This window comes from Actinomycetospora sp. CA-084318 (assembly GCF_050955885.1).
In the GTDB taxonomy this organism is placed as follows: Bacteria; Actinomycetota; Actinomycetes; order Mycobacteriales; family Pseudonocardiaceae; genus Actinomycetospora.
On the sequence record NZ_CP192098.1, the window covers coordinates 5548979 to 5569201 of the forward strand.

A 20223-nucleotide genomic window follows, 5' to 3' on the forward strand; every position below is an offset into this window, starting at 1 on the left:
CGTTCGTTCCGGGGGCGGCCGGGGCACGACGCGAACGGGCCCGCACGCGTGCAGCGTGCGGGCCCGTCGTCGTACCGGGATGTCCGGGGGATCAGTGCCCGTGGCCGTGCCCGTGGCCGTGGCCACCGGCGGCGGCGGGCGCCTCCTCCTCGGGCTTGTCGACGACCGCGGACTCGGTCGTCAGCACCATGCGGGCGATGGACACCGCGTTCTCCAGGGCGGAGCGCGTGACCTTCACCGGGTCGATGATGCCGGCGGCCATGAGGTCGCCGTAGGTCCCGCTCGCGGCGTCGTAGCCGGTCTCCCAGCCGCCGTCGGCGACCTTGGCGGCCACGACGGCGCCCTCCAGCCCCGCGTTGGACGCGATGGCCTTCAGCGGCGCCGAGAGCGCGCGCCGCACGAGCGCGACGCCGGTGGCCTCGTCGCCGGTGCGGCCGAGGCCGCCCTCGAGCTCGGCCGACGCGTGCAGCAGGGCCGCACCGCCGCCGGGCACGATGCCCTCCTCGACCGCGGCCCGGGTCGCCGCCACCGCGTCCTCGATGCGGTGCTTGCGCTCCTTCATCTCGGTCTCGGTGGCCGCACCGACCTTGATCACCGCGACGCCGCCGGCGAGCTTCGCCAGCCGCTCCTGCAGCTTCTCGCGGTCCCAGTCGGAGTCGGTCTCCTCGATCTCCCGACGGATCTGCGCGACCCGGCCCTCGACGGCGGCCTTGTCGCCGCCGCCCTCGACGAGGGTCGTGGCGTCCTTGGTGACCACCGCACGCCGGACGGTGCCCAGCGCGTCGAGGCCCGCCTCGGAGAGCTTCAGGCCGATCTCGGGGTTGATCACCGTGGCGCCGGTGGCGGCCGCGAGGTCGTCCAGGAACGCCTTGCGGCGGTCGCCGAAGAACGGCGCCTTGACCGCGCAGATGCGCAGCGTCTTGCGGATGGCGTTGACGACGATGGTCGACAGCGCCTCGCCCTCGATGTCCTCGGCCACGACGAGCAGCGGCTTGCCGGACTCGACGACCTTCTCCAGCAGCGGGAGGAGCTCCTGGATCGAGGAGATCTTCTCGCGGTGCAGGAGGACGTGGGCGTCCTCGAGCACGGCCTCCATCGACTCGCCGTCGGTGACGAAGTACGGCGAGAGGTAGCCCTTGTCGAACTGCAGGCCCTCGGTCACCTCGAGCTCGGTCGCCAGCGTCGAGGACTCCTCGATCGTGATGACGCCGTCCTCGCCGACCTTCTCCATGGCCTCGCCGATGAGGTCGCCGATCTCCTGGTCGCGCGAGGCGACCGCGCCGACGGCGGCGATCCCACGCTTGCCGTCGACCGGGGTCGCCCTGGCCCGCAGGACCTCGGTGACCTTCTCCGCGGCGGCGGCCATGCCGGCGCCGATCCCGGTCGGGCTCGCGCCGGCGGCGAGGTTGCGCAGGCCCTCGGCGACGAGCGCCTGGGCGAGCACGGTCGCCGTCGTCGTGCCGTCCCCGGCGACGTCGTTGGTCTTGGTGGCCGCCGTCTTCGCCAGCTGCACGCCGAGGTTCTCGAACGGGTCGTCGAGCTCGATCTCGCGGGCGATGGTGACGCCGTCGTTGGTGATCGTCGGACCACCGAACTTCTTGTCCAGCACGACGTGGCGGCCCCGGGGACCGAGGGTCACCCTCACCGCCGCCGCCAGCTGGTCGACGCCGCGCTCGAGGGCGCGACGGGCGGTCTCGTCGAACGTGATCTGCTTGGGCACTATCCGTCCTTTCGTGCACCGGACACACCACCGCCCCGGGACCCCGGAGGTTCGGGATCACCGGGGCGGTGGCTGAGCCAGCGGTGCTTAGTTGACGACCGCCAGGACGTCACGCGACGACAGGATCAGGTAGTCCTCGCCGTTGTACTTGACCTCGGTGCCGCCGTACTTCGAGAAGATGACGACGTCGCCGACCGCGACGTCGAGCGGGATGCGGTTGCCGTTGTCGTCGACCCGACCCGGGCCCACCGCGAGGACCTTGCCCTCCTGGGGCTTCTCCTTCGCGGTGTCCGGGATGACGATGCCGGACGCGGTCGTGGTCTCGGCCTCGGAAGCCTGCACCACGAGCTTGTCCTCGAGCGGCTTGATGTTCACGCTCGCCACGGGATGACCTCCACGATCTGGGGTCCAGCTGGATTCTGGAATGGTGGGTGACGGCGCCCGGTGGGCCGACCCGTCGTCGCGGGTGCCGAGCCGGCTCCGGTGCCGTTCGATTGGCACTCTACCGCCGCGAGTGCCAATCCATCAACGAGGGTCGCGGGGGTGCGTCGCAGCGTCCCGCCGCATGGTGTGGGCGTCCGCCCCGCTCGCGTAGTAGCGCCGGCGGGTGCCCACCACCTCGAAGCCCTCGGACCGGTAGAGCGCGAGCGCGGGGACGTTGTCCGTGCGCACCTCGAGGTAGGTCACGGCGCCGATCGCGTCGGCGCGGTCGAGCAGCGCCCGCAGCAGCCGGCGGCCCACGCCGTGGCCCTGCACCACCGGATCCACCCCGATGGTGTGCACCTCGGCCTCGGCGGGCTCACGGGAGAACGCGGGCGCGGGCAGCAGCGCGACCCCGGCGTAGCCGACCAGCCGGTCGCCCGCGCGCGCCGCGTAGTACGGGTGGCCGGCCTGCAGCTCGGAGCGGAACGCGCCGGCGCTCCACGGGTCGTCGCCGGGGAAGAGCAGGGCCTCCAGGCGGGCGCACTCCGCGGCATCGTCGAAGGTCAGGGCGTCGATCCCGACGGGCACCTGCGGAGCCGGGGCACCGCCCCCTCGTGGCGAAGCGTCGTCGCCGTCACGGGATGACGGCGACGACGCTTCGCTGTCACCGGGGCCGGAGCCGTCGCCGGCGTCCCCCGGACCGCTCACGCCCGTCGTCGGGACCGGCGCAGCCGCGACCGGCGCGGGCCGGAGCCGGCGTCCGGCGGGCGCAGCCGCCGCAGCACCTGGCTGCGGTGCGTGCAGCGGCGCAGCAGCTCGAGCAGGGCGGCGTCGAACTCGCCGGGCTGCTCGAGCATCGCCATGTGCCCGGCGCCCTCGAGGGGCAGCAGCTCCGCGCGCGGCAGCTCGGCGGCGATCACCTCGGAGTGCGCGTACGGGATCATCACGTCGCGCGTGCCCCCGGCCACCAGCACCTCGCACTGCGAGAGACCGCGCAGCGCCGCCTTCCGGTCGTGGGTGGAGAGGGTGTTCGCGAACGACGTGAGGACGTCGAGCGCGGTGCTCGCGATGGTGCTGTCGACGAGGTCGACCAGAGCGGGGTCGACGTCGGGGTCGCCGAACGAGAACCGCTGCACCGCGGCCCACATGGCGTTGCCGCCGAGGCGCCGGATGCGGTCGACCGTCGCCGGCCGCCAGTGCGCGAGGCGGCCGAGGACGTTCACCGTCGGGTTGCGGTGGGACAGCACCGCCCGCTGCAGACCGACCGTGCCGACGTCACCGGCCGAGGTCGACACGAGCGCGACGCCGAGCACCCGGTCGCGGAACAGGGCCGGGTGCCGCTCGGCCAGCGCCATGATCGTCATGCCGCCCATGGAGTGCCCGACGAGCACGAGGTCGCCCTCGGGGGCGACGGTGCGGATGACGGTGTCGAGATCGGCCCCGAGCTGGGCGATGGTGCACGCCCGCGCGGAGCACTGGCCGGAGCGGCCGTGCCGGCGCTGGTCGTAGAGGACGACCCGGACGGCCGGGTCGGTGAGCCCGGCGAGCATGCGGCGCTGGAAGTGCCAGCAGCGGCGGTCGAGGGCGAACCCGTGGACGAGGACGACGGTGAGCTCGGGCTCGGCGCCGGGGGTGACCGGCTCGATCTCCTCCACCGCGAGCCGGGTGCCGTCGTCGGCCGCCACCGAGGACTCCCGGCCCCTCGGCAGCAGGCCGAGCTGCGACGGGTGCTCGGCCTCGTGCTCCTCCAGCTCGGCGCGGGTGCGCACGACCCGGGACCGCGCCCGACCGGCCCCCACCGCCCCGGCGGCGGCCACACCGCCCAGGACCGTGCCGGCGATCGCGCCGATGATGCCGCCGGTGTGCCGCCGGTCGTCGCTCATCGGAGCCCGCCCATGGAGCGCGCCGTCGCCGTCGTCATGACTGGCCTTCTACCACGTCCACGCCCGATTCACCCCGGAAGTCGCTCAGCCCACCACGGTCCGCCGCAGCCGCGGACGGCTCCCGACACCGGTGACGATCTCGTAGTGGATGGTGCCCAGCAGCTCGGCCCACTCCGCGGCACTGGGCCCGCCGTCGGCGCCGTCGCCGAAGAGCAGCACCTCGTCGCCCTCGGCGACACCGTGCTCGGCGTCGGCGGGGCCGAGGTCGACGACCACCTGATCCATGCACACCCGCCCGACGACGGGTCGGCGCACGCCGCCGATGCCGACGCTCAGCCTCCCCGTCGACCCGAGTAGGCGCGGCACGCCGTCGGCGTACCCCACGGGGACGAGGGCGAGCGTCCGGTCGGTCGGCGTGGTCCAGATGTGGCCGTAGGAGACGCCCTCGCCGGCCGCGACCGTCTTGAGCAGCGCGACCCGGCCGTGCAGCGACATCGCCGGGCGCAGGGCCGTCGCCTCGCCCGGCCCGACCACGGGGTCCAGCCCGTAGACGGCGATCCCCGGCCGGACGAGGTCGCGGTGCAGGTCGGGCCGGGTGAGGGTGGCGGCGGAGTTCGCGACGTGCGCGAGCAGCGTCCGCCCCAGCCGGGCCTGCGCGGCGGCGTGCGCGTCGTCGAACCGATCGGCCTGCACGTCGATCGTCGGGTGGGCCGGGGCGTCGGCGTGGGCGAGGTGGGTCCAGACCGCGACCGGCTCGACCTCCCCGGCCGCGACGTGGTCCGCGACGGCGTCGAGCAGGTCACCCCAGGCGTGCGGCGGACAGCCGTTGCGCGACAGCCCCGTGTCGATCTTCAGGTGGACGCGCGCCGGACGACCGGCGGCCCGCGCACCCGCCGCGATCGCCGCCAGGTCGCGGCGGGAGGCGACGCCGAGGTCGACGCCGGACGCGACGGCGGGCGCGAAGTCCTCGTCGGGAACGTGCAGCCAGGAGAGCACCGGCGCGGTGATGTCGGCCGCGCGCAGCTCCGCGGCCTCCTCGAGGGTGCACACGCCGAGCCACCCCGCCCCGGCCTCGAGCGCGGCCCGGGCGACGTCGACCGCGCCGTGGCCGTAGCCGTCGGCCTTGACCACGACCATCGTCGCCGCGTCCCCGGCGAGCGCGGCGAGGTGACGGACGTTGTGGCGGATCGCGCCGAGGTCGATCCGCACCTCCGCGCGGAACATCCCCCGTCGCTCCGCTCGCCCCGGCCCGCTCACACCGCCTCCCGCACCGAGCGGATGGCGTCGGGCAGCGCGGCCTGGACGTGGGAGGCCGGGACGGGGGCGCCGCCCGCGCCGAGCTCGGCGGCGCGGGCGTGGACGAACGCGGCGCAGCCGGCGGCGTCCAGCGGGTCGAGGCCGGCCGCCAGCAGCGCCCCGGCGACGCCGGAGAGGACGTCGCCCGACCCCGCCGTCGCCAGCCACGAGGACCCGGCCGGGTGCACCAGGACCCGCCCGTCGGGCGCGGCGACCACCGTCGCGTTGCCCTTGAGCAGCACCGTGACGCCGAGCTCGACCGCGGCACGGCGGGCCGCGCCGACCCGGTCGGCCGCGGGGTCCGGCGGGTCGTCGAGCTCCGCGACGAGGCGGGCGAACTCCCCGGCGTGCGGGGTCACCAGCGTGGTCGTGGCGGCCGCGCGGGCCCGCAGGTCGGCGTCCGCCCCGAGCAGGGTGATCGCGTCGGCGTCGGCGAGCACGGGCAGGCCGGCGTCGAGCACGTGGCGCAGCGTCGCGGCACCGGCGTCGTCGGTGCCGAGCCCGGGCCCGACCGCCCAGGCCTGCACCCGCCCCGCGTCCTCGACGTGGTCGGTGGCGACGACCTCCGGCCACGCGGCCCGCACCTCGTCGGCGGCGGTCCCGGCGTACCGGACCATGCCGCTGGTCGCGAGGGCCGCGGCGCCACTCGCGAGCACAGCGGCACCCGGGTAGGTCGCGCTGCCCGCGGCGATCCCGACGACGCCCTGGGTGTACTTGTCGTCGGCCGGGCCCGGGACGGGCCAGCGGGCCCCGACGTCGGCGGCCTCGAGCACGCGCACCGGCGGCTCCCCCAGCTCCGGGCCGAGCCCGATGTCGACGAGCGTGACCGGCCCGCAGCGGCCGCGGTTCAGCACGTGCACCGGCTTGCGCGCCCCGAAGGTGACCGTCTCCGTCGCGGTCACCGCCTCGTCGTGCACCACCCCTGTCAGCGGGTCCACCCCGGACGGCAGGTCGATCGCGAGGACGGGGACGCCGGCGGCCTCGGCCGCACCGACGAGCACGGGCGCGGGGTCGCGCAGTCCGCCCCGGGCCGAGACCCCGACGATCGCGTCGAGCACGAGGTCGGCCCGGCCGACGGCGGCGACGGCGGGCTCGACCTCGGTGAGCACGCGCGCGCGGGTCGCCCGGAGCGCCTCGAGCCCGGCCGGGTGGGCCCGGTCGGGGGTCAGCAGGACCGCGGTGACCGCGACCCCGCGCCGCCGGAGCTCGACCCCGGCCCACAGCCCGTCCCCGCCGTTGTTGCCCGCGCCGACCAGGACGACGACCCGGCGCCCCACGACGCCGCCCGCCCGCTCGCGCAGCATCCGCAGGGCGACCTGCGCGGCGCCGTACGCCGCGCGGCGCATGAGCGCGCCCTCCGGCGTGCGGGCCAGCACGGGTTCCTCCGCGGCCTGCACCTGCTCGGGCGTCCAGACGCCGTACAAAGGTGGCTCCCTCCGGTCGCCTGGTGAGCAGAAAGGGGGGCTATAACCCCGCGAAGTGCTCACATCCAACGTCTACCGCGGGTCGGGAGGTGCCTCCGGCCTGTGAGCACTTCGCAGGGTTATAGCCCCACTTTCTGCTCACCTGCGCGCAGCGCACCTCCTACTCCACGGTCACGGACTTCGCGAGGTTGCGCGGCTTGTCCACGTCGTACCCGCGGGCCCGGGCCACCTCGGCGGAGAACACCTGCAGCGGGACGGTGGCCACCAGCGGCTGGATCAGCGTCGGCACCACCGGGACCTCGATCAGCGTGCTGGCGAACGGCCGCACCGTCTCGTCGCCGCGCTCGGCGATGACGACGGTCCGCGCCCCGCGCGCCTGGATCTCCCGGATGTTCGAGAGCAGCTTCGCGTGCAGCGTCGCCCGGCCCCGCGGCGAGGGCATCACGACGACGACGGGCAGGTCCTGCTCGATCAGCGCGATCGGTCCGTGCTTCAGCTCGCCCGCCGCGAACCCCTCGGCGTGCATGTACGCGAGCTCCTTGAGCTTCAGCGCCCCCTCCAGCGCCACCGGATAGCCCACGTGGCGGCCGAGGAACAGCACGGCCTTCGAGTCCGCGAGCTCCCGCGCGAGCGCCCGGGTCGGCTCCACCGCGGAGGCCAGCACCTTCTTCACGGCGTCCGCGGACGCGACGAGCTGGTGGTACTCGCGCTCCACCTCGTCGGCGTACTTCGTGCCGCGGTTCTGCGCCAGTGCCAGCCCGACGAGGTAGCAGGCGACGACCTGCGAGGTGAAGGTCTTGGTCGCGGCGACCCCGACCTCCGGCCCCGCGTGCGTGTAGAGCACCGCGTCGGACTCCCGCGGGATCTGCGCGCCGTTGGTGTTGCAGATCGCGAGCACGCGGGCCTTCTGCTCGCGCGCGTGCCGGACCGCCTCGAGGGTGTCCGCGGTCTCGCCGGACTGGGAGATCGCGACGACGAGCGTGGAGCGGTCGAGCACCGGGTCGCGGTAGCGGAATTCACTGGCGACCTCGACCTCCACCGGGATGCGGCACCAGTGCTCGATCGCGTACTTCGCGAGCAGGCCCGCGTGGTAGGCGGTGCCGCAGGCGACGACGAACACCTTGTCGATGTCGCGCAGCTCCTGGTCGGACAGGCGCTGCTCGTCGAGGACGATCCGACCGTCGACGAGGTGGCCGCGCAGCGTGTCCGCGAGCGCCGCCGGCTGCTCCTCGATCTCCTTCGACATGAAGAAGTCGTGGCCGCCCTTCTCGGCGGCGGCGATGTCCCAGTCCACGTGGAAGGGGCGCGTCGGGGCGAGATCGCCGTGGAAGTCGGTGACCACCGCACCCTCGCGGGTGAGCGTGACGATCTGGTCCTGGCCCAGCTCCACCGCGTCGCGGGTGTGGTCGATGAACGCCGCCACGTCGGAGGCCACGAACGTCTCGCCGTCCCCGATCCCGACGACCAACGGCGACGAGCGTCGCGCGGCGACGATCTCGTCCGGCCGCTCGGCGTGGGTGAGCACGAGCGTGAAGGCGCCCTCGAGCCGGTTGACGACGTGCCGCACGGCTGCGGTGAGCCCGGCCTCCGGCTCCTCGTCGAAGGCCCGCGCGACGAGGTGCGCGGCGACCTCGGAGTCGGTGTCGCTCGCGAGCTCCACCCCGGCGTCCTCGAGCTCGGCGCGCAGCGCCACGAAGTTCTCGATGATCCCGTTGTGCACGACGGCCACGCGGCCGGTCGCGTCCCGGTGCGGGTGGGCGTTGCGGTCGGTCGGGGCGCCGTGCGTCGCCCACCGGGTGTGGCCCATCCCGGTGCGGGCCGGGTGCTCCGGGTCCTCGGGGTTCGCGTCGGTGACCCGCACGAGGTTGTCCAGCGCACCGGCCGCGCGGTGGACCTCGACCGTCGTCGCGTCGGGCGTCACCGTCGCGATGCCCGCCGAGTCGTATCCCCGGTACTCCAGCCGTCGCAGACCGCCCAGCAGGACGTCGCGTGCCGGGCGCCAGCCCACGTACCCCACGATGCCGCACACGGGCTCCGAGCCTAGGTGGGACGAAGTGGACCTTGAGCGGCGGCCGGTGTGACCCGGCCCCCCACCTGCGTCCGGTGCCGTGTTCCAGCAGGCCAGTGACGGTACGGATGCACTACGGTCCGTCGCCATGGCCAGTGCGAAGCAGATCGTCGCCGAGCTCGGGCGCCCGGGCCCGCACCAGGTGCTGCGCGGTGACCTCGCGCTGGTCGGCCTCCCCGGGGTGCTCTTCACCCCGGCGGCGGGCGAGCAGCTCCCGGCGGTCGCCTTCGGCCACGACTGGCTCAACCCGGCCACCCGCTACCTCGGCCTGCTGCGCCACCTCGCCTCCTGGGGCATCGTCGTCGCCGCCCCGGACACCGAGCGCGGACCGTTCGCCTCGCACCGCAAGCTCGCCAACGACCTCCGGACCGCGCTCGACATCGTCTCCACCGTGCGGCTCGGCGGCACCACGCGCGGCGCCGCGGTCAGCGTCGACCCGCGCAAGCTCGGGCTCGCCGGCCACGGCATGGGTGCCGGGTCGGCCGTGCTGGCGGCGGCGGCCCCCGCGCACGCCACCCGCGTCCAGGCGGCCGGCGAGCCGTACTGGGAGACCGGGTCCGAGATCGCCGAGGCGCGGGGCCAGGTCGAGGCGGTCGCCACGATCGCGCTCTCCGAGTCCCGCCCGTCGGCGCAGGACGCGGCCCGCGCGGTGCACCGTCCGGGCCTGCACATCGCGTTCGGCAAGGACCTCGTGGCGCCGCCCGCGGCCGGCACCGAGCCGGTCGCCGCGGCGTGGGCCGGGCCGTCGGTGATGCGGACCGTGAAGAAGGCCAGCCACCTCGGGATCGTCGAGGGGAAGCACTGGAGCGACCTGGTGCTCGACGGCAAGGCCGACCTCGGCGTCCTCACCACGGTCAAGGCGCTGCTGACCGGCTTCCTGCTGCACCACCTCGAGGGCGAGAAGAAGTACGCCGACGTCGTCGACGGCGCGGTCAAGGGCACCGACGTGCGGGTCTACCGGGAGTCCTCGACCGTCTGAGGCCCGCGCGGTCTGCCGCCCCCGCCCGCCCACCTCGTCGCGGGTTCCCCACCGCCCCCGCCCGCCTCGTCGTCGTGATTCACAGCGACAAGGTCCGCCGGGCTCGACGACTGCCCGCGACAAGGCGCCGCCTGGCAGGGATCGGTCGCCGGCCCCGCCGCCGTCAGCGGTCCGCGTCCCCCGGGCGCGAGCCGTCCGCCGCGGGCTCGTCGTCGGCCTCGTCGGCGGCCTCGTCGGCGGCCTCGTCGTCGGCCTCGTCGTCATGGTCGAGGCCACCGAGCCCGCCGAGCGCCGCGAGGATCTCCGGCAGCGCGAGCAGGTCGGGCGGCAGGCCCCCGGTGTCGGTCGGGTCGACCGGCCCGGTCACCTCGGCGGCCGCGCCGGAGAGCCGTCGCAGCATGCCGAGCCGGTCGGCGAGCTCGCGCCAGGTCTCGGCGATCGTGGCGTCGGTGCGGTCGGCGACGACGAGGTAGCGCTGCAGGCAGGCGTCGAGCGCGGCGGCCCACGCACGGGCGGCCGCGGGGACGGCGCCGGGGCCGGGCGGCGGTCCGGGGTCGCCCGCACCGAGCGCGCGGGCCGCGGCGGCCCGGTCGGCGACGTCGTCGGCGACCGCGAGCCCGGCGGCCTCGACCGTCTCGGCGGTGTCCGCGAGCAGGGTGACGATCTCCTGGGCTGCGCGGCCGAGCGCGACGACCCGGTCCGCGACCTCCTCGGCGGACGGACCCGACCACCGCTCGTAGAGCGTGCCGGCCTCCTCGGCGAGCGCCCGGTGCCGCGCGCGGACCCGGTCGGCGGCGCGCCGCAGGTCCTCCGCGCCGGCGGCGATCGCCGCGAAGCGGATGCCGCGCTGGGCGCCGTGCCGGGCCCGAAGCCCGGCGGCGTCCACCGGTGGGCCGGGCAGGCCGGCCGTCCCGGTGAGCGCGACGCGGGCGGGGAGGGCTGCGACGATCCGGTCGACCGCGACGTCGCCCGCCGCGAGCAGGGCGTCCGAGGTCGCGGCGCCGAGCTGGTCCAGCCGCCGCGGCGGGGGGACCGCGGACAGCGGCCCGCCGCTGCGTCCGCCGTCACGCCGTGTCACGGGTCCCAGGGTCCCCCACCGCGTCGGCCGGTTCCACACCGACCCCGTGGCGGGGCCGGCGCGGCGGGACGCTAGGCGCGCACGTCGGCGACGAGCACGGCGAGGCGGTCCGCGACGTCGCGGGCGGTGTCCTCGGTGGGCGCCTCGACCATCACGCGCACCACCTGCTCGGTCCCGGACGGCCGCAGCAGCACGCGACCCCGGCCGGCGAGGGCGGCCTCCTCGGTGGCCACCGCGTCGGCGACCCGCTCCGAGGTGCCCACCGCGGCCTTGTCCGCCACGGGCACGTTCACCAGCACCTGCGGGAGACGCTCCACGACACCGGCCAGCTCGGCGAGCGGGCGTCCGGTCGTCGTCATCCGCGCCATCAGCCGCAGCGCGGTGAGCAGGCCGTCGCCGGTGGTGGCGTGCGAGGGCAGCACCACGTGGCCGGACTGCTCGCCGCCGAGCGAGAACGAGCCCGCGCGCAGCTCCTCGAGGACGTACCGGTCGCCGACCGCCGTCGTGCGGACCGCGATCCCGGCCGCCTGCATCGCGAGGTGCAGACCCAGGTTGCTCATGACCGTGGTGACGAGCGTGTCGTCGGCGAGCTCGCCGTCGGCGTGCAGCGCCAGCGCGAGCACCGCCAGGATCTGGTCGCCGTCGACCACCGACCCGTCCGCGGCCACCGCGAGGCAGCGGTCGGCGTCCCCGTCGTGGGCGATCCCGAGGTCGGCGCCGTGCTCGACGACGGCCTTCGTCAGCCCCTCGAGGTGGGTGGAGCCGACGCCGTCGTTGATGTTCCAGCCGTCCGGTCCGGCCGCCAACGTCGTCACCCGGGCACCGGCCCGCTCGTAGGCGCGCGGCGCGGCGAGCGAGGCCGCCCCGTGCGCGCAGTCGACGACGACGTGCAGCCCGTCGAGCGCGTGCGGCGTGGCCACGAGCAGGTGGTCGAGGTAGCGGTCGAGCGCGTCCGGCACGTCGGTGATCCGGCCGATACCGCGACCCGTCGGGCGCCGGTCGGACTGCGTGACCCCGTCGAGGTGCGCCTCGATCTCGTCCTCGAGCGCGTCGGGCAGCTTGTGGCCCCCGGCCGCGAACAGCTTGATGCCGTTGTCGGGCATCGGGTTGTGCGACGCGGAGATCATGACGCCCAGGTCGGCCCCGAGCGAGGCGGTCAGGTACGCGACCGCCGGGGTCGGCAGCACGCCGACCCGCCGTACGTCCGCGCCCGCCGCCGAGAGGCCGGCGCAGACCGCGGCCTCGAGCATCTCGCCACTGGCCCGCGGGTCGCGGCCCACCACGGCCACCGGCCGCGCTCCGTCGCCCGACCCGGTCCCCGGCGCTGTGTCCTCCCCGCGCACGACACCGCCCGCGTGCTCGACGAGCACACGGGCGGCGGCGGACGCGACGGAGAGCGCCAGCTCGGGGGTGAGGTCCGCGTTCGCGAGGCCGCGGACACCGTCGGTCCCGAACAGGCGACCCATCAGCGCTTCGAGTACTGAGGGGCCTTCCGGGCCTTCTTGAGGCCGTACTTCTTGCGCTCCTTCGCCCGGGCGTCCCGGGTGAGGAAGCCGGCCTTCTTCAGACCGGGACGGTCCTCGGGGTCGACGATCGTCAGCGCCCGGGCGATCGCCAGGCGCAGCGCGCCGGCCTGGCCCGACGTCCCGCCACCGTGCAGGTTGGCGTAGATGTCGAACTGCTCGGTGCGCTCGGTGTTGACCAGCGGCTCGCGGATGAGCTGCTGGTGCACCTTGTTCGGGAAGTACTCCTCGAACGCCTTGCCGTTCATCGTCAGCTTGCCGGAGCCCGGCACCAGACGGATGCGGACCACGGCCTCCTTGCGGCGGCCGACGGTCTGGATCGGGCGGTCGAGCGAGGCGAACACCGGCGCCGGGGCGTCACCGAAGACCTCGGCGCCCAGCTCGTCGTCGGTGTCGGCGAAGTCGCCGGACGTCAGGTCCGCGGCCTCGGCGAGCGACTGCCCGCCCTCGGGGGCCTCGGACGTGACCTCGTAGGAGGTCTCGTTCTCGACGTTGTCGTCGGGGGTGGTCACTGGCTCACCTGTCGAATCTCGTACGGCACGGGCTGCTGGGCGGCGTGCGGGTGCTCGGGGCCCGCGTAGACCTTGAGCTTGGACGCCATGGCCCGGCCCAGACGGTTCTTGGGCAGCATGCCCTTGACGGCCTTCTCGACCAGGCGGTCCGGGAAGCGCTCGAGCTCCTCGCCCACGGTGCGCTTCTTGAGCCCACCGGGGTAGCCACTGTGGTGGTAGACGAAGCGGTCGTCCCGCTTGCCACCGGTCAGCGCCACCTTCTCCGCGTTCACGATCACCACGAAGTCACCGGTGTCGACGTGCGGCGCGTAGGTCGGCTTGTGCTTGCCCCGCAGCAGCTGGGCGGTCTGGCTGGCCAGCCGGCCGAGCACGACGTCGGAGGCGTCGATGACGTGCCAGGCGCGATCGATGTCGCCGGGCTTCGGACTGAACGTGCGCACGGAAGCTACCTCGTCACGGTCATACTGGTTCGGTACGTCGGGTGGTGACGCTCGCGGCGGCGTCCCGGGGACGGATTCGCACGCTGCATCTCCTCGCGGCAGGCGTTCACCGCGCAACGATGGTCCAGGGTACGCGGTTCCCCGGGAGCACCCGGCACCCACCCCCGGTCAGTACCGGGCGGCGTTGCGCGCCTCGACCGCGCGGTAGGTCTGCTCGGCCTGCCCGAGCCGTCCCCCGACGAGGCCGAGCACCTGCGCGAGGTCGGCCCACGCGGTGTCGATCTCCCGCTGCCGGGCGCGGTACTGCTCGGCGGCCGCCCCGGTCCAGCCCGCGACGAGCGGCGCGAGCCGCCGCTCGAGGTCGTCGAGCTGGCCGCGGATGCGCGCGGCGGTGGCCGTCACGTTCTGCTGCGCGGCGGACAGCTCACCGAAGGTCACGCGGATCTCGTCCATGTCGTCCTCCCCCTCAGCCCAGCGCCCGGCCGATGGTCGAGGTCGACGTCGCGACCTCGTCCTCGGCCGCCCGGTAGCCGACCGCGGAGGCCTGGACGGATTCCGCGATGGCTCCCAGGGCCGCGTTGATCCGGTTCGCGTCGTCGTTCCAGCGCGCCATCAGCTGCGTGAAGGCCGTCGACGCGTCCCCGCGCCACGTCGCCTCGAGCGGGACCAGCTGACCGCGCAGCTGCGCCAGCTGCGCCGCGATCTGGTCCCGCACCTCCAGGACGTGCCGACCCGCGCCCTGCATCAGCTGCGTCTCGGTCCCGAACTGTCCCGCCATCTCCAGCTCCCTCCCCTGTGCCGACCCCGACGGTGACATCCCGGGGCCGGGCGCGGGTGCGGTTCCGGAGAACTCGTGCGGACCGACCGGTCAGGGCGGGCTGCGCAGCGTCGCCACCACCCGCTCGCAGGCCGCGAGGACGGCGTCGCGGGAGGCGTCGTCGTGGCGGCAGCCCACCGAGATCTGCGTGGCGCCGAGGAAGAGCACCACCCACTCCACGGTCGTCCCGGGCACCGGCACCTGCCGGTAGGTCGCCGCGTCGCGACCGGCGAAGGTGGTCTCCGGCGCCAGGTCGGACACCCCGCCGCCCGCCGCCCGTGCGGCCTCGAAGCCGGCGAGGAGCTGGGCCCGTGCCGCGACCGGGTCCGGCGAGGAGAGCGCGCTCTCCTGCACCGCGATCAGGTTCGGCCCGGTGGGCTGACCGGACGGGCGGATGCGGCTGCGGCGCGACTCGGCGTCGGAGCCGTCGGTGGTCCACCCGGCGGGCAGCTCGTAGGCGTGCGCGAACACCGACACGACGGTCGGCGACGTGGCGCCCGCCGACGGCGTGTCGCCGCCGCGCAGCCCGGCGACGGCGAGGATCACGACGACGACCGCGACGGTCGCGGCCGCGACCAGGCCCGCCCGACGGCGGGCGCTCCAGTTCCCCGGGCCGCCGTCGGGGGTCTCGACGCGGGCCGGCGGCCGGCCGGCGGGGACGAGTTCGCGGGCGATCCGCACCGTCGGATCGTCCGGGTCGGGCCGGGACGCCGGTCCCGACGACGGCGGTGGTCCGGCGAGCGGGGACGCCACGGGCGGGGACGCCGCGGGCGGCGCCGGCACGGGCGGCACCGGCCGGGCGGCCGGGAGCGGCCAGTCGGGCAGCAGGACCGGGCGGGAGCGCGGCGCCGGCGCGGCCACGGGCGGGGGTGCGGCCGCCAGCAGTGCACCGCGGGCCACCACCGTGCGGGGATCGGCCGGGACCACCGCGGGCACGCCGAGCTCGCGGTGCACGAGCGTGGCCAGCAGCGGGGTCCGGGCGAGGCCGCCGACGAGGCCCACGTCCGGCCCGGGCGCCGGGACGCCCGCCTCGGCGACCACCGCGGAGAGCAGCGCGACGAGGTCACCGCACGGGCCGCGGAGCAGGTCCTCGAGCTCGCCGCGCGAGCACCAGGCGGCGCCGGCCGCGCCCGGCAGCGGGATCTCGGCCTGCTCGGACTCGGAGAGCCGCTCCCGGGCGTCGCGGACGTCCTCCACGAGCACCTGGCGGTGGCGGCGCGCCGGCAGGTCCGCGCCCGCCACCACCGCGCGCACCCGGTCGGTGCCGGGGGCGTCGTCGGGCAGCCCGGCGACGAGGTGCGCGAGGACGAGCTCGTCGGCGTCGTCGCCGCCGAAGCGCCCGGAGGCGCGGTACGCGAGGACCGTGCCGTCGTCGTCGACGACCGCGGCCGTCGCCCCGCGGGCCCCGACGTCGAGCACGGCGGTCGGCCCGCGTCGTCCGGCCGGTCGCATCCACCGGGCGTGCGCGGCCGCGGCGACCGGCTCGGGCACCAGCGCGAGCTCGGCGGCGAGCCCGGCACCGGCGCGGCGCAGGACCTCGCGGCGACGCCCGCCCCAGCCCGGCGGGTGCGTGAGGACGAGGACGTCGGGGCGTTCCCCGCGCAGCGCCGGGACGGCGCGGTCGACGGCGGCGGCGAGGACGGCCCCGAGCGCCTCGACGACCCCGACGGTGCGGGTGCCGAGCAGCAGGGTGTCGGTGTCGACGTGGCGGCGCGGACGGGGTTCGAGCCGGCTCGGGTCGGCGGCCGCCCGCGACCGCGCCTCGGCCCCGGTGACCAGCGCGGAGCCGTCCGGCGCGAACACCGCCGCGAGGTCCGGCGCCAGCTCGACGGCCTCGGCGCCACCGCCGGGGTCGACCACGGTGACGACCGCGGTGTCCCCGAGGTCGACCGCGACCCGACGGCTCACCGGTCGTCACCCCCGGTCGCCGGGTCGGGGACCCGGATCGGCTCGTCGGGATCGCGCCAGGCGAGCTGCACGAGGGTCTCGTCGTGGCGGCGGGTGACGAGCACCGCCCGGCCGGGCGGGCGCGGGCCCGGCCGCGCAGTCCCGACGAGCGGGCCCTCGTCGCGGCTGCCGTGCCCGACGAGGCCCGGTGTGGCGAGCTCGCGCAGCCGGGCGAGCACCGGCTCGAACATCGCCCGCGAGGTGCCTCCGACACGCCGGGCGAGGACCACGTGCAGGCCGACGTCCTTGGCCTGGGCGAGGAGGTCGAGCAGGGCCGTGAGGGGGTTGCCGGCCGCGGTGGCGACGAGGTCGTAGTCGTCGACGAGCAGGAAGACCTCCGGCCCGGTCCACCAGGACCGCGCCCGCAGCTGCTCGGGGGTGACGTCGGGCCCCGGGAGCCGGCGGCGCAGCGAGGCGACGAGGTCGGTCATCGCCTCGGTGAGCGCGTCCGCGGTGGAGGTGTAGCTGATGAGGTGCTCGGAGTCGACGGCGCCGAGCAGGCCCCGGCGGTAGTCGACGATCATCAGCCGGGCCTGGGCGGGCGTGTAGCGGGTGACCACGTGGTGGGCCAGCAGCCGCAGGAACGACGTCTTGCCGGACTCGCCGTCGGCGTAGACGAGCAGGTGCGGGTCCGCGGCGACGTCGAGCAGCACCGGGGCGAGCCGGTCCTCGTCCACGCCGATCGGCAGCAGGTGCCGCTCGCCGCTCCCCGGCCCGGGCAAGGTGGCGACGTCCACCCGCTCCGGCAGCAGTTCGACGGGGGCCACCCCGGGCCCGGGCCACGCGGCGGCGACCGCGGCCACCAGGTCGGGCTCCGGCAGGGCGACCAGGACGTGGCTGCGGTCGGGCGAGATGCCGTGCCCGGGTCGCCCGGTGGGCACCGCGGCCGCCACCCGCCGGTCCACCTCGGACTCGCCGGGGTCGCCGAGGCGCAGTTCGATCCGCGTGCCGAGCAGGTCCTTCAGCGCAGGGCGCAGGTCGGCCCACCGGCCCACGCCGATCGCCACGTGCACGCCGTAGGACAGGCCGGTCGTCGCCAGCGTGATCACTGTGGACTCGAGCGCGTCGTGGTCGGCGCGGAAGGCGTGCCACCCGTCGATCACGAGCACGAGGTCGCCGAAGGGGTCGGGCAGGTCCTCGCCCCGGCGGCGCCGGTCCCGCAGGTCGGCGACCGACGCGATGCCGCGCTCGCGGAACCAGCGCTCCCGGGCGGTGGCCACCGCGGCGACCTCCGCGACGACGCGGCGCACCAGGTCGGTGTCGCCCCGCCCGGCGACGGTACCGACGTGCGGCAGCCCGGCCAGCCCGGCCAGCGTGCCGCCGCCGAGGTCGACGACGTGGAAGCCGAGCTCGTCGGGGGTGTGCGTGAGCGCCGCCGAGCAGACGAGCGTGCGCAGCAGCGTGGAGGTTCCGGCCCGCGGGCCGCCGGCCACGCCCACGTGGCCCGCCGCCCCCGACAGGTCGGCCCACAGCACCTCGCGGCGCTGCTCGTAGGGCCGGTCGACGAGGCCGAGCGGCAGGCGCAGCGTGCCGTTGGCGGGGAAGCCGGGCGCCTCCCGGCCGCGGTCGGTGTCCTCGAGCGGCGGCAGCAACGACGTCAGCCCGATCGGTCCGGCCAGCGGCGGCAGCCACACCTCGTGCGCGGGCGGTCCCGCGTCGCGCAGCCGGTCCACCACCGTGTCCAGCACGCTGGGCGCCGCGTCGTCGACCTCGGGCGGACCGTCGTCGGCCGCCGGCGCCGCCGCGCCGCCCGGCGGGTCGACCCAGCCCCCGTGGAACGGCCGGGGCACCGGCCGGGCGCCCGACCCGGCGTCGGGGAGGGCGGTCCGACGCCGTCCGACCGTGCGGCGGACCGGGCCGGACACGTAGCCCGCGGTGAACCGGACCATCGTCGAGGTGTCCGAGCGCAGGTAGCCGGTGCCGGGGACGGCCGGCAGCGACGCCGCGTCCGGCACGCCCAGCACCGCCCGGGAGTCCGCGGCGGAGAAGGTCCGCAGCCCGATCCGGTAGGACAGGTGGGACTCCAGGCCGCGCAGCCGGCCCTCGTCGACGCGCTGCGACGCGAGCAGCAGGTGGATCTGCAGCGAGCGGCCCAGGCGCCCGATCGCGGTGAACAGGTCGGCGAGGTCCGGCTTCTGGTGCAGCAGCTCGGAGAACTCGTCGACGACGACGAACAGCGCGGGCAGCGGGGCGAGGTCGGCGCCGCGCTCCCGCGCGCGCTCGTAGTCCGCCACGCTCGCGAGGTTCCCCGCGGCCCGGAGGAGCTCCTGCCGGCGGGTCATCTCGCCCGCGAGGGCGTCCTGCATGCGGTCGACGAGGGCGAGGTCGTCGGCGAGGTTGGTGATCACCGCGGCGACGTGCGGCGCCGCGGCGAGCCCGGCGAACGTGGCGCCGCCCTTGAAGTCGACGAGCACGAGGTTGAGCGCGGCCGAGGAGTGCGTCGTGATCAGTCCGAGCACGAGGGTCCGCAGGAGTTCGGACTTGCCGGAGCCGGTGGCCCCGACGCAGAGCCCGTGCGGACCCATGCCCTCCTGGGCGGCCTCCTTGAGGTCGAGCTCCACCGGCTCGCCGTCCTCGCCGAGCCCGAAGGGCACGCGGAGCCGCTCGCGCGGGGCGCGGGGCCGCCAGGCGGTGCCGACGTCGAAGGTGTCGGGCGTGCCGGGGACCCCGAGCAGGTCGAGCAGCCCGGGCGTCGTCGGCCCGGCTCCCTCCGGCGCGGAGGCGGGTGTGCGGCAGGGGGCGAGCCGCCGGGCGAGGGCCTCGGCCTCGGGTCCGCGCAGGGCGTCGGGCCGGCCGAACCACTCGACGCCGACGTCGGTCGCGGCGCCGATCCGGTCGAGGCCCGGGTGCTCGGGGTCGGGCGCGACGACGAGCCGCAGGCCGCGGCGGGCGACCAGCGCGTCGAGCCGGCCGCCGAGGTCGATCAGGGTGAGCCCGACCAGGCCCTCGTCGGCGGGGTCGTCGGGGACGCCCGTCGCGTCGCCGACCTCGCCGCCGTCGCAGACCACCACCACGTGCGGCGTGACCGGGCCGGCGTCCCGGCTGAACCGGGCCCGGTCGGCGAGTTCGGGGGCGAGCCACGTCCGGACGGCGGCGAGCGACGAGGCGATCATGCGGACCGGTCCGGCGCCGTCGTGCAGGCGCGGGTGGGCGACGTGCGGGAGCCACTTCACCCACTCCCAGTCCGCGCGCGTCCGCTCGCCCGCCACGACGGCCAGCCGCAGGTCGTCCGGCGAGTGCAGGGTGACCAGCTGCGCGACGAGCGCCCGCACGAGCGCGCGACGCCGTTCCCGCCCGACCGGGCTCGCGTCCGGCCCGGTGACGGCGACGGCGGCGAAGGCGCGCAGGGACACCGCCGTCGGCAGCGCCTCGACCACCGAGTGCGCCCGCACGAAGCGACGCAGGGCCGCCGTGGTCACCGGCTCCAGGTCGGCGACCGGGCCGGTCTGCGGCGGCACGAGCGCCGTGGCGAGGCGCTGGGCGCCGCGGCCGACCCGGACGTGGCCGAAGTCGGGGTCGCCCGGCCGCCGTTCCCACGTGCGCGGGCCGCGGGCGAGACCCGCGAGCGCGTCCGGGTCGGGGTGGGTCCACTCCAGGCTGGCGCGCTGCTCGGCGGCGACCGTGCGGGTCCGACGCCGGACCTGGGCGAGGTAGCGCAGGTAGTCGGCCCGCTCGGCGTCGGCCTCGGCCCGGCGCTGGACCCCGCCGCGGGAGAACCCGCCCGCGACCATCCCGAGGGTGGACAGCGCGATCATGCCGCCGAACAGCCACGAGGTCGGGTTGTCGATGCCGAGCACCACGATGAAGCCCACCGAGGCGAGCAGCATGACCACCGGCAGCAGGCGCGGCAGCAGACCGGCGGGCGCGAGGCGGGGTTCCTCCGGCGGCGCCTCGAGCGCGAGCTCGCCGCCGGGCATGGCCGGGGCGGCCTCGCGCGGCCCGCGCCGGACGACCTGCGTGCCCACACCCCTCCTCCCGCGACCGGCCGGTGCGGATCTCCCTGTTCGCCCCACCACCGCCCGGCGTGCTGGCCATACTAGGGAGCCGATCACCCGGTCGGGGCCGGTTCGTCCGGGTCGGTGGGGCTCGGCGGGGACGGGCGGGGACGGGCGC

Annotated in this window: 16 protein-coding genes; 1 reads left to right on the plus strand and 15 read right to left on the minus strand. The window is 76.2% G+C overall.

The window, feature by feature from the left end:
• Positions 1-91 precede the first annotated feature (91 nt).
• The 7 genes from groL to glmS form a co-directional block, all read right to left on the minus strand.
• Positions 92-1720 carry a chaperonin GroEL gene (gene groL / locus ACQPYX_RS27015; protein WP_433800403.1) on the minus strand — a complete coding sequence of 543 codons (1629 nt, stop codon included), beginning with the start codon at positions 1718-1720 and terminating at the stop codon, positions 92-94.
• Between the two features lie 87 nt (positions 1721-1807).
• Entirely contained in the window at positions 1808-2104 is a 297-nt protein-coding gene (groES, locus tag ACQPYX_RS27020; protein ID WP_018330959.1) for a co-chaperone GroES, read from the minus strand.
• Between the two features lie 141 nt (positions 2105-2245).
• Positions 2246-2731: a ribosomal protein S18-alanine N-acetyltransferase gene (rimI, locus tag ACQPYX_RS27025; protein ID WP_433800404.1), complete on the minus strand. Its 486-nt coding sequence runs from the start codon at positions 2729-2731 to the stop codon at positions 2246-2248.
• 116 nt (positions 2732-2847) lie between these two features.
• Entirely contained in the window at positions 2848-4026 is a 1179-nt protein-coding gene (locus ACQPYX_RS27030; RefSeq protein WP_433800405.1) for an alpha/beta fold hydrolase, read from the minus strand.
• 84 nt (positions 4027-4110) lie between these two features.
• Positions 4111-5250, minus strand: a complete 1140-nt coding sequence (gene alr, locus ACQPYX_RS27035) for an alanine racemase (protein WP_433800406.1) — start codon at positions 5248-5250, stop codon at positions 4111-4113.
• A 29-nt stretch (positions 5251-5279) separates the two neighbouring features.
• Complete coding sequence (locus ACQPYX_RS27040; protein ID WP_433800407.1) at positions 5280-6746, minus strand: NAD(P)H-hydrate dehydratase; 1467 nt, start codon at positions 6744-6746, stop codon at positions 5280-5282.
• A 160-nt stretch (positions 6747-6906) separates the two neighbouring features.
• Positions 6907-8775, minus strand: coding sequence for a glutamine--fructose-6-phosphate transaminase (isomerizing) (glmS, locus tag ACQPYX_RS27045; protein ID WP_433800408.1), 1869 nt, complete (start codon positions 8773-8775; stop codon positions 6907-6909).
• Positions 8776-8902: 127 nt separating this feature from the next.
• Between glmS and ACQPYX_RS27050 the strand changes: the two genes are divergently transcribed.
• A complete protein-coding gene (locus ACQPYX_RS27050) occupies positions 8903-9793 on the plus strand; it encodes an alpha/beta hydrolase (RefSeq protein WP_433800409.1) in 891 nt (296 codons plus the stop codon).
• A 163-nt stretch (positions 9794-9956) separates the two neighbouring features.
• Here ACQPYX_RS27050 and ACQPYX_RS27055 read toward each other — a convergent pair whose 3' ends face one another.
• From ACQPYX_RS27055 to eccCa, 8 genes are all read right to left on the minus strand, one after another.
• Positions 9957-10871 (minus strand): WXG100 family type VII secretion target, encoded by a 915-nt coding sequence (locus ACQPYX_RS27055; RefSeq protein WP_433800410.1) that lies wholly within the window; start codon positions 10869-10871, stop codon positions 9957-9959.
• Between the two features lie 71 nt (positions 10872-10942).
• Positions 10943-12337 (minus strand): phosphoglucosamine mutase, encoded by a 1395-nt coding sequence (gene glmM / locus ACQPYX_RS27060; RefSeq protein WP_433800411.1) that lies wholly within the window; start codon positions 12335-12337, stop codon positions 10943-10945.
• A complete protein-coding gene (rpsI, locus tag ACQPYX_RS27065; RefSeq protein WP_230755902.1) occupies positions 12337-12906 on the minus strand; it encodes a 30S ribosomal protein S9 in 570 nt (189 codons plus the stop codon). Before rpsI ends, glmM begins: the two co-directional genes overlap by 1 nt.
• On the minus strand, positions 12903-13346 hold the full coding sequence (gene rplM / locus ACQPYX_RS27070; protein ID WP_433800412.1) for a 50S ribosomal protein L13: 444 nt from the start codon (positions 13344-13346) through the stop codon (positions 12903-12905). Before rplM ends, rpsI begins: the two co-directional genes overlap by 4 nt.
• Positions 13347-13514: 168 nt before the next feature.
• Positions 13515-13799: a WXG100 family type VII secretion target gene (locus tag ACQPYX_RS27075; RefSeq protein WP_230755906.1), complete on the minus strand. Its 285-nt coding sequence runs from the start codon at positions 13797-13799 to the stop codon at positions 13515-13517.
• 13 nt (positions 13800-13812) lie between these two features.
• Complete coding sequence (locus ACQPYX_RS27080; protein WP_433800413.1) at positions 13813-14124, minus strand: WXG100 family type VII secretion target; 312 nt, start codon at positions 14122-14124, stop codon at positions 13813-13815.
• Positions 14125-14214: 90 nt separating this feature from the next.
• Positions 14215-16071 carry a type VII secretion-associated protein gene (locus ACQPYX_RS27085; protein ID WP_433800414.1) on the minus strand — a complete coding sequence of 619 codons (1857 nt, stop codon included), beginning with the start codon at positions 16069-16071 and terminating at the stop codon, positions 14215-14217.
• The gene (gene eccCa, locus ACQPYX_RS27090; RefSeq protein ID WP_433800415.1) at positions 16068-20075 is read right to left on the minus strand and encodes a type VII secretion protein EccCa; all 4008 of its coding nucleotides are present in this window, start codon (positions 20073-20075) and stop codon (positions 16068-16070) included. Before eccCa ends, ACQPYX_RS27085 begins: the two co-directional genes overlap by 4 nt.
• Between the last annotated feature and the right edge of the window lie 148 nt (positions 20076-20223).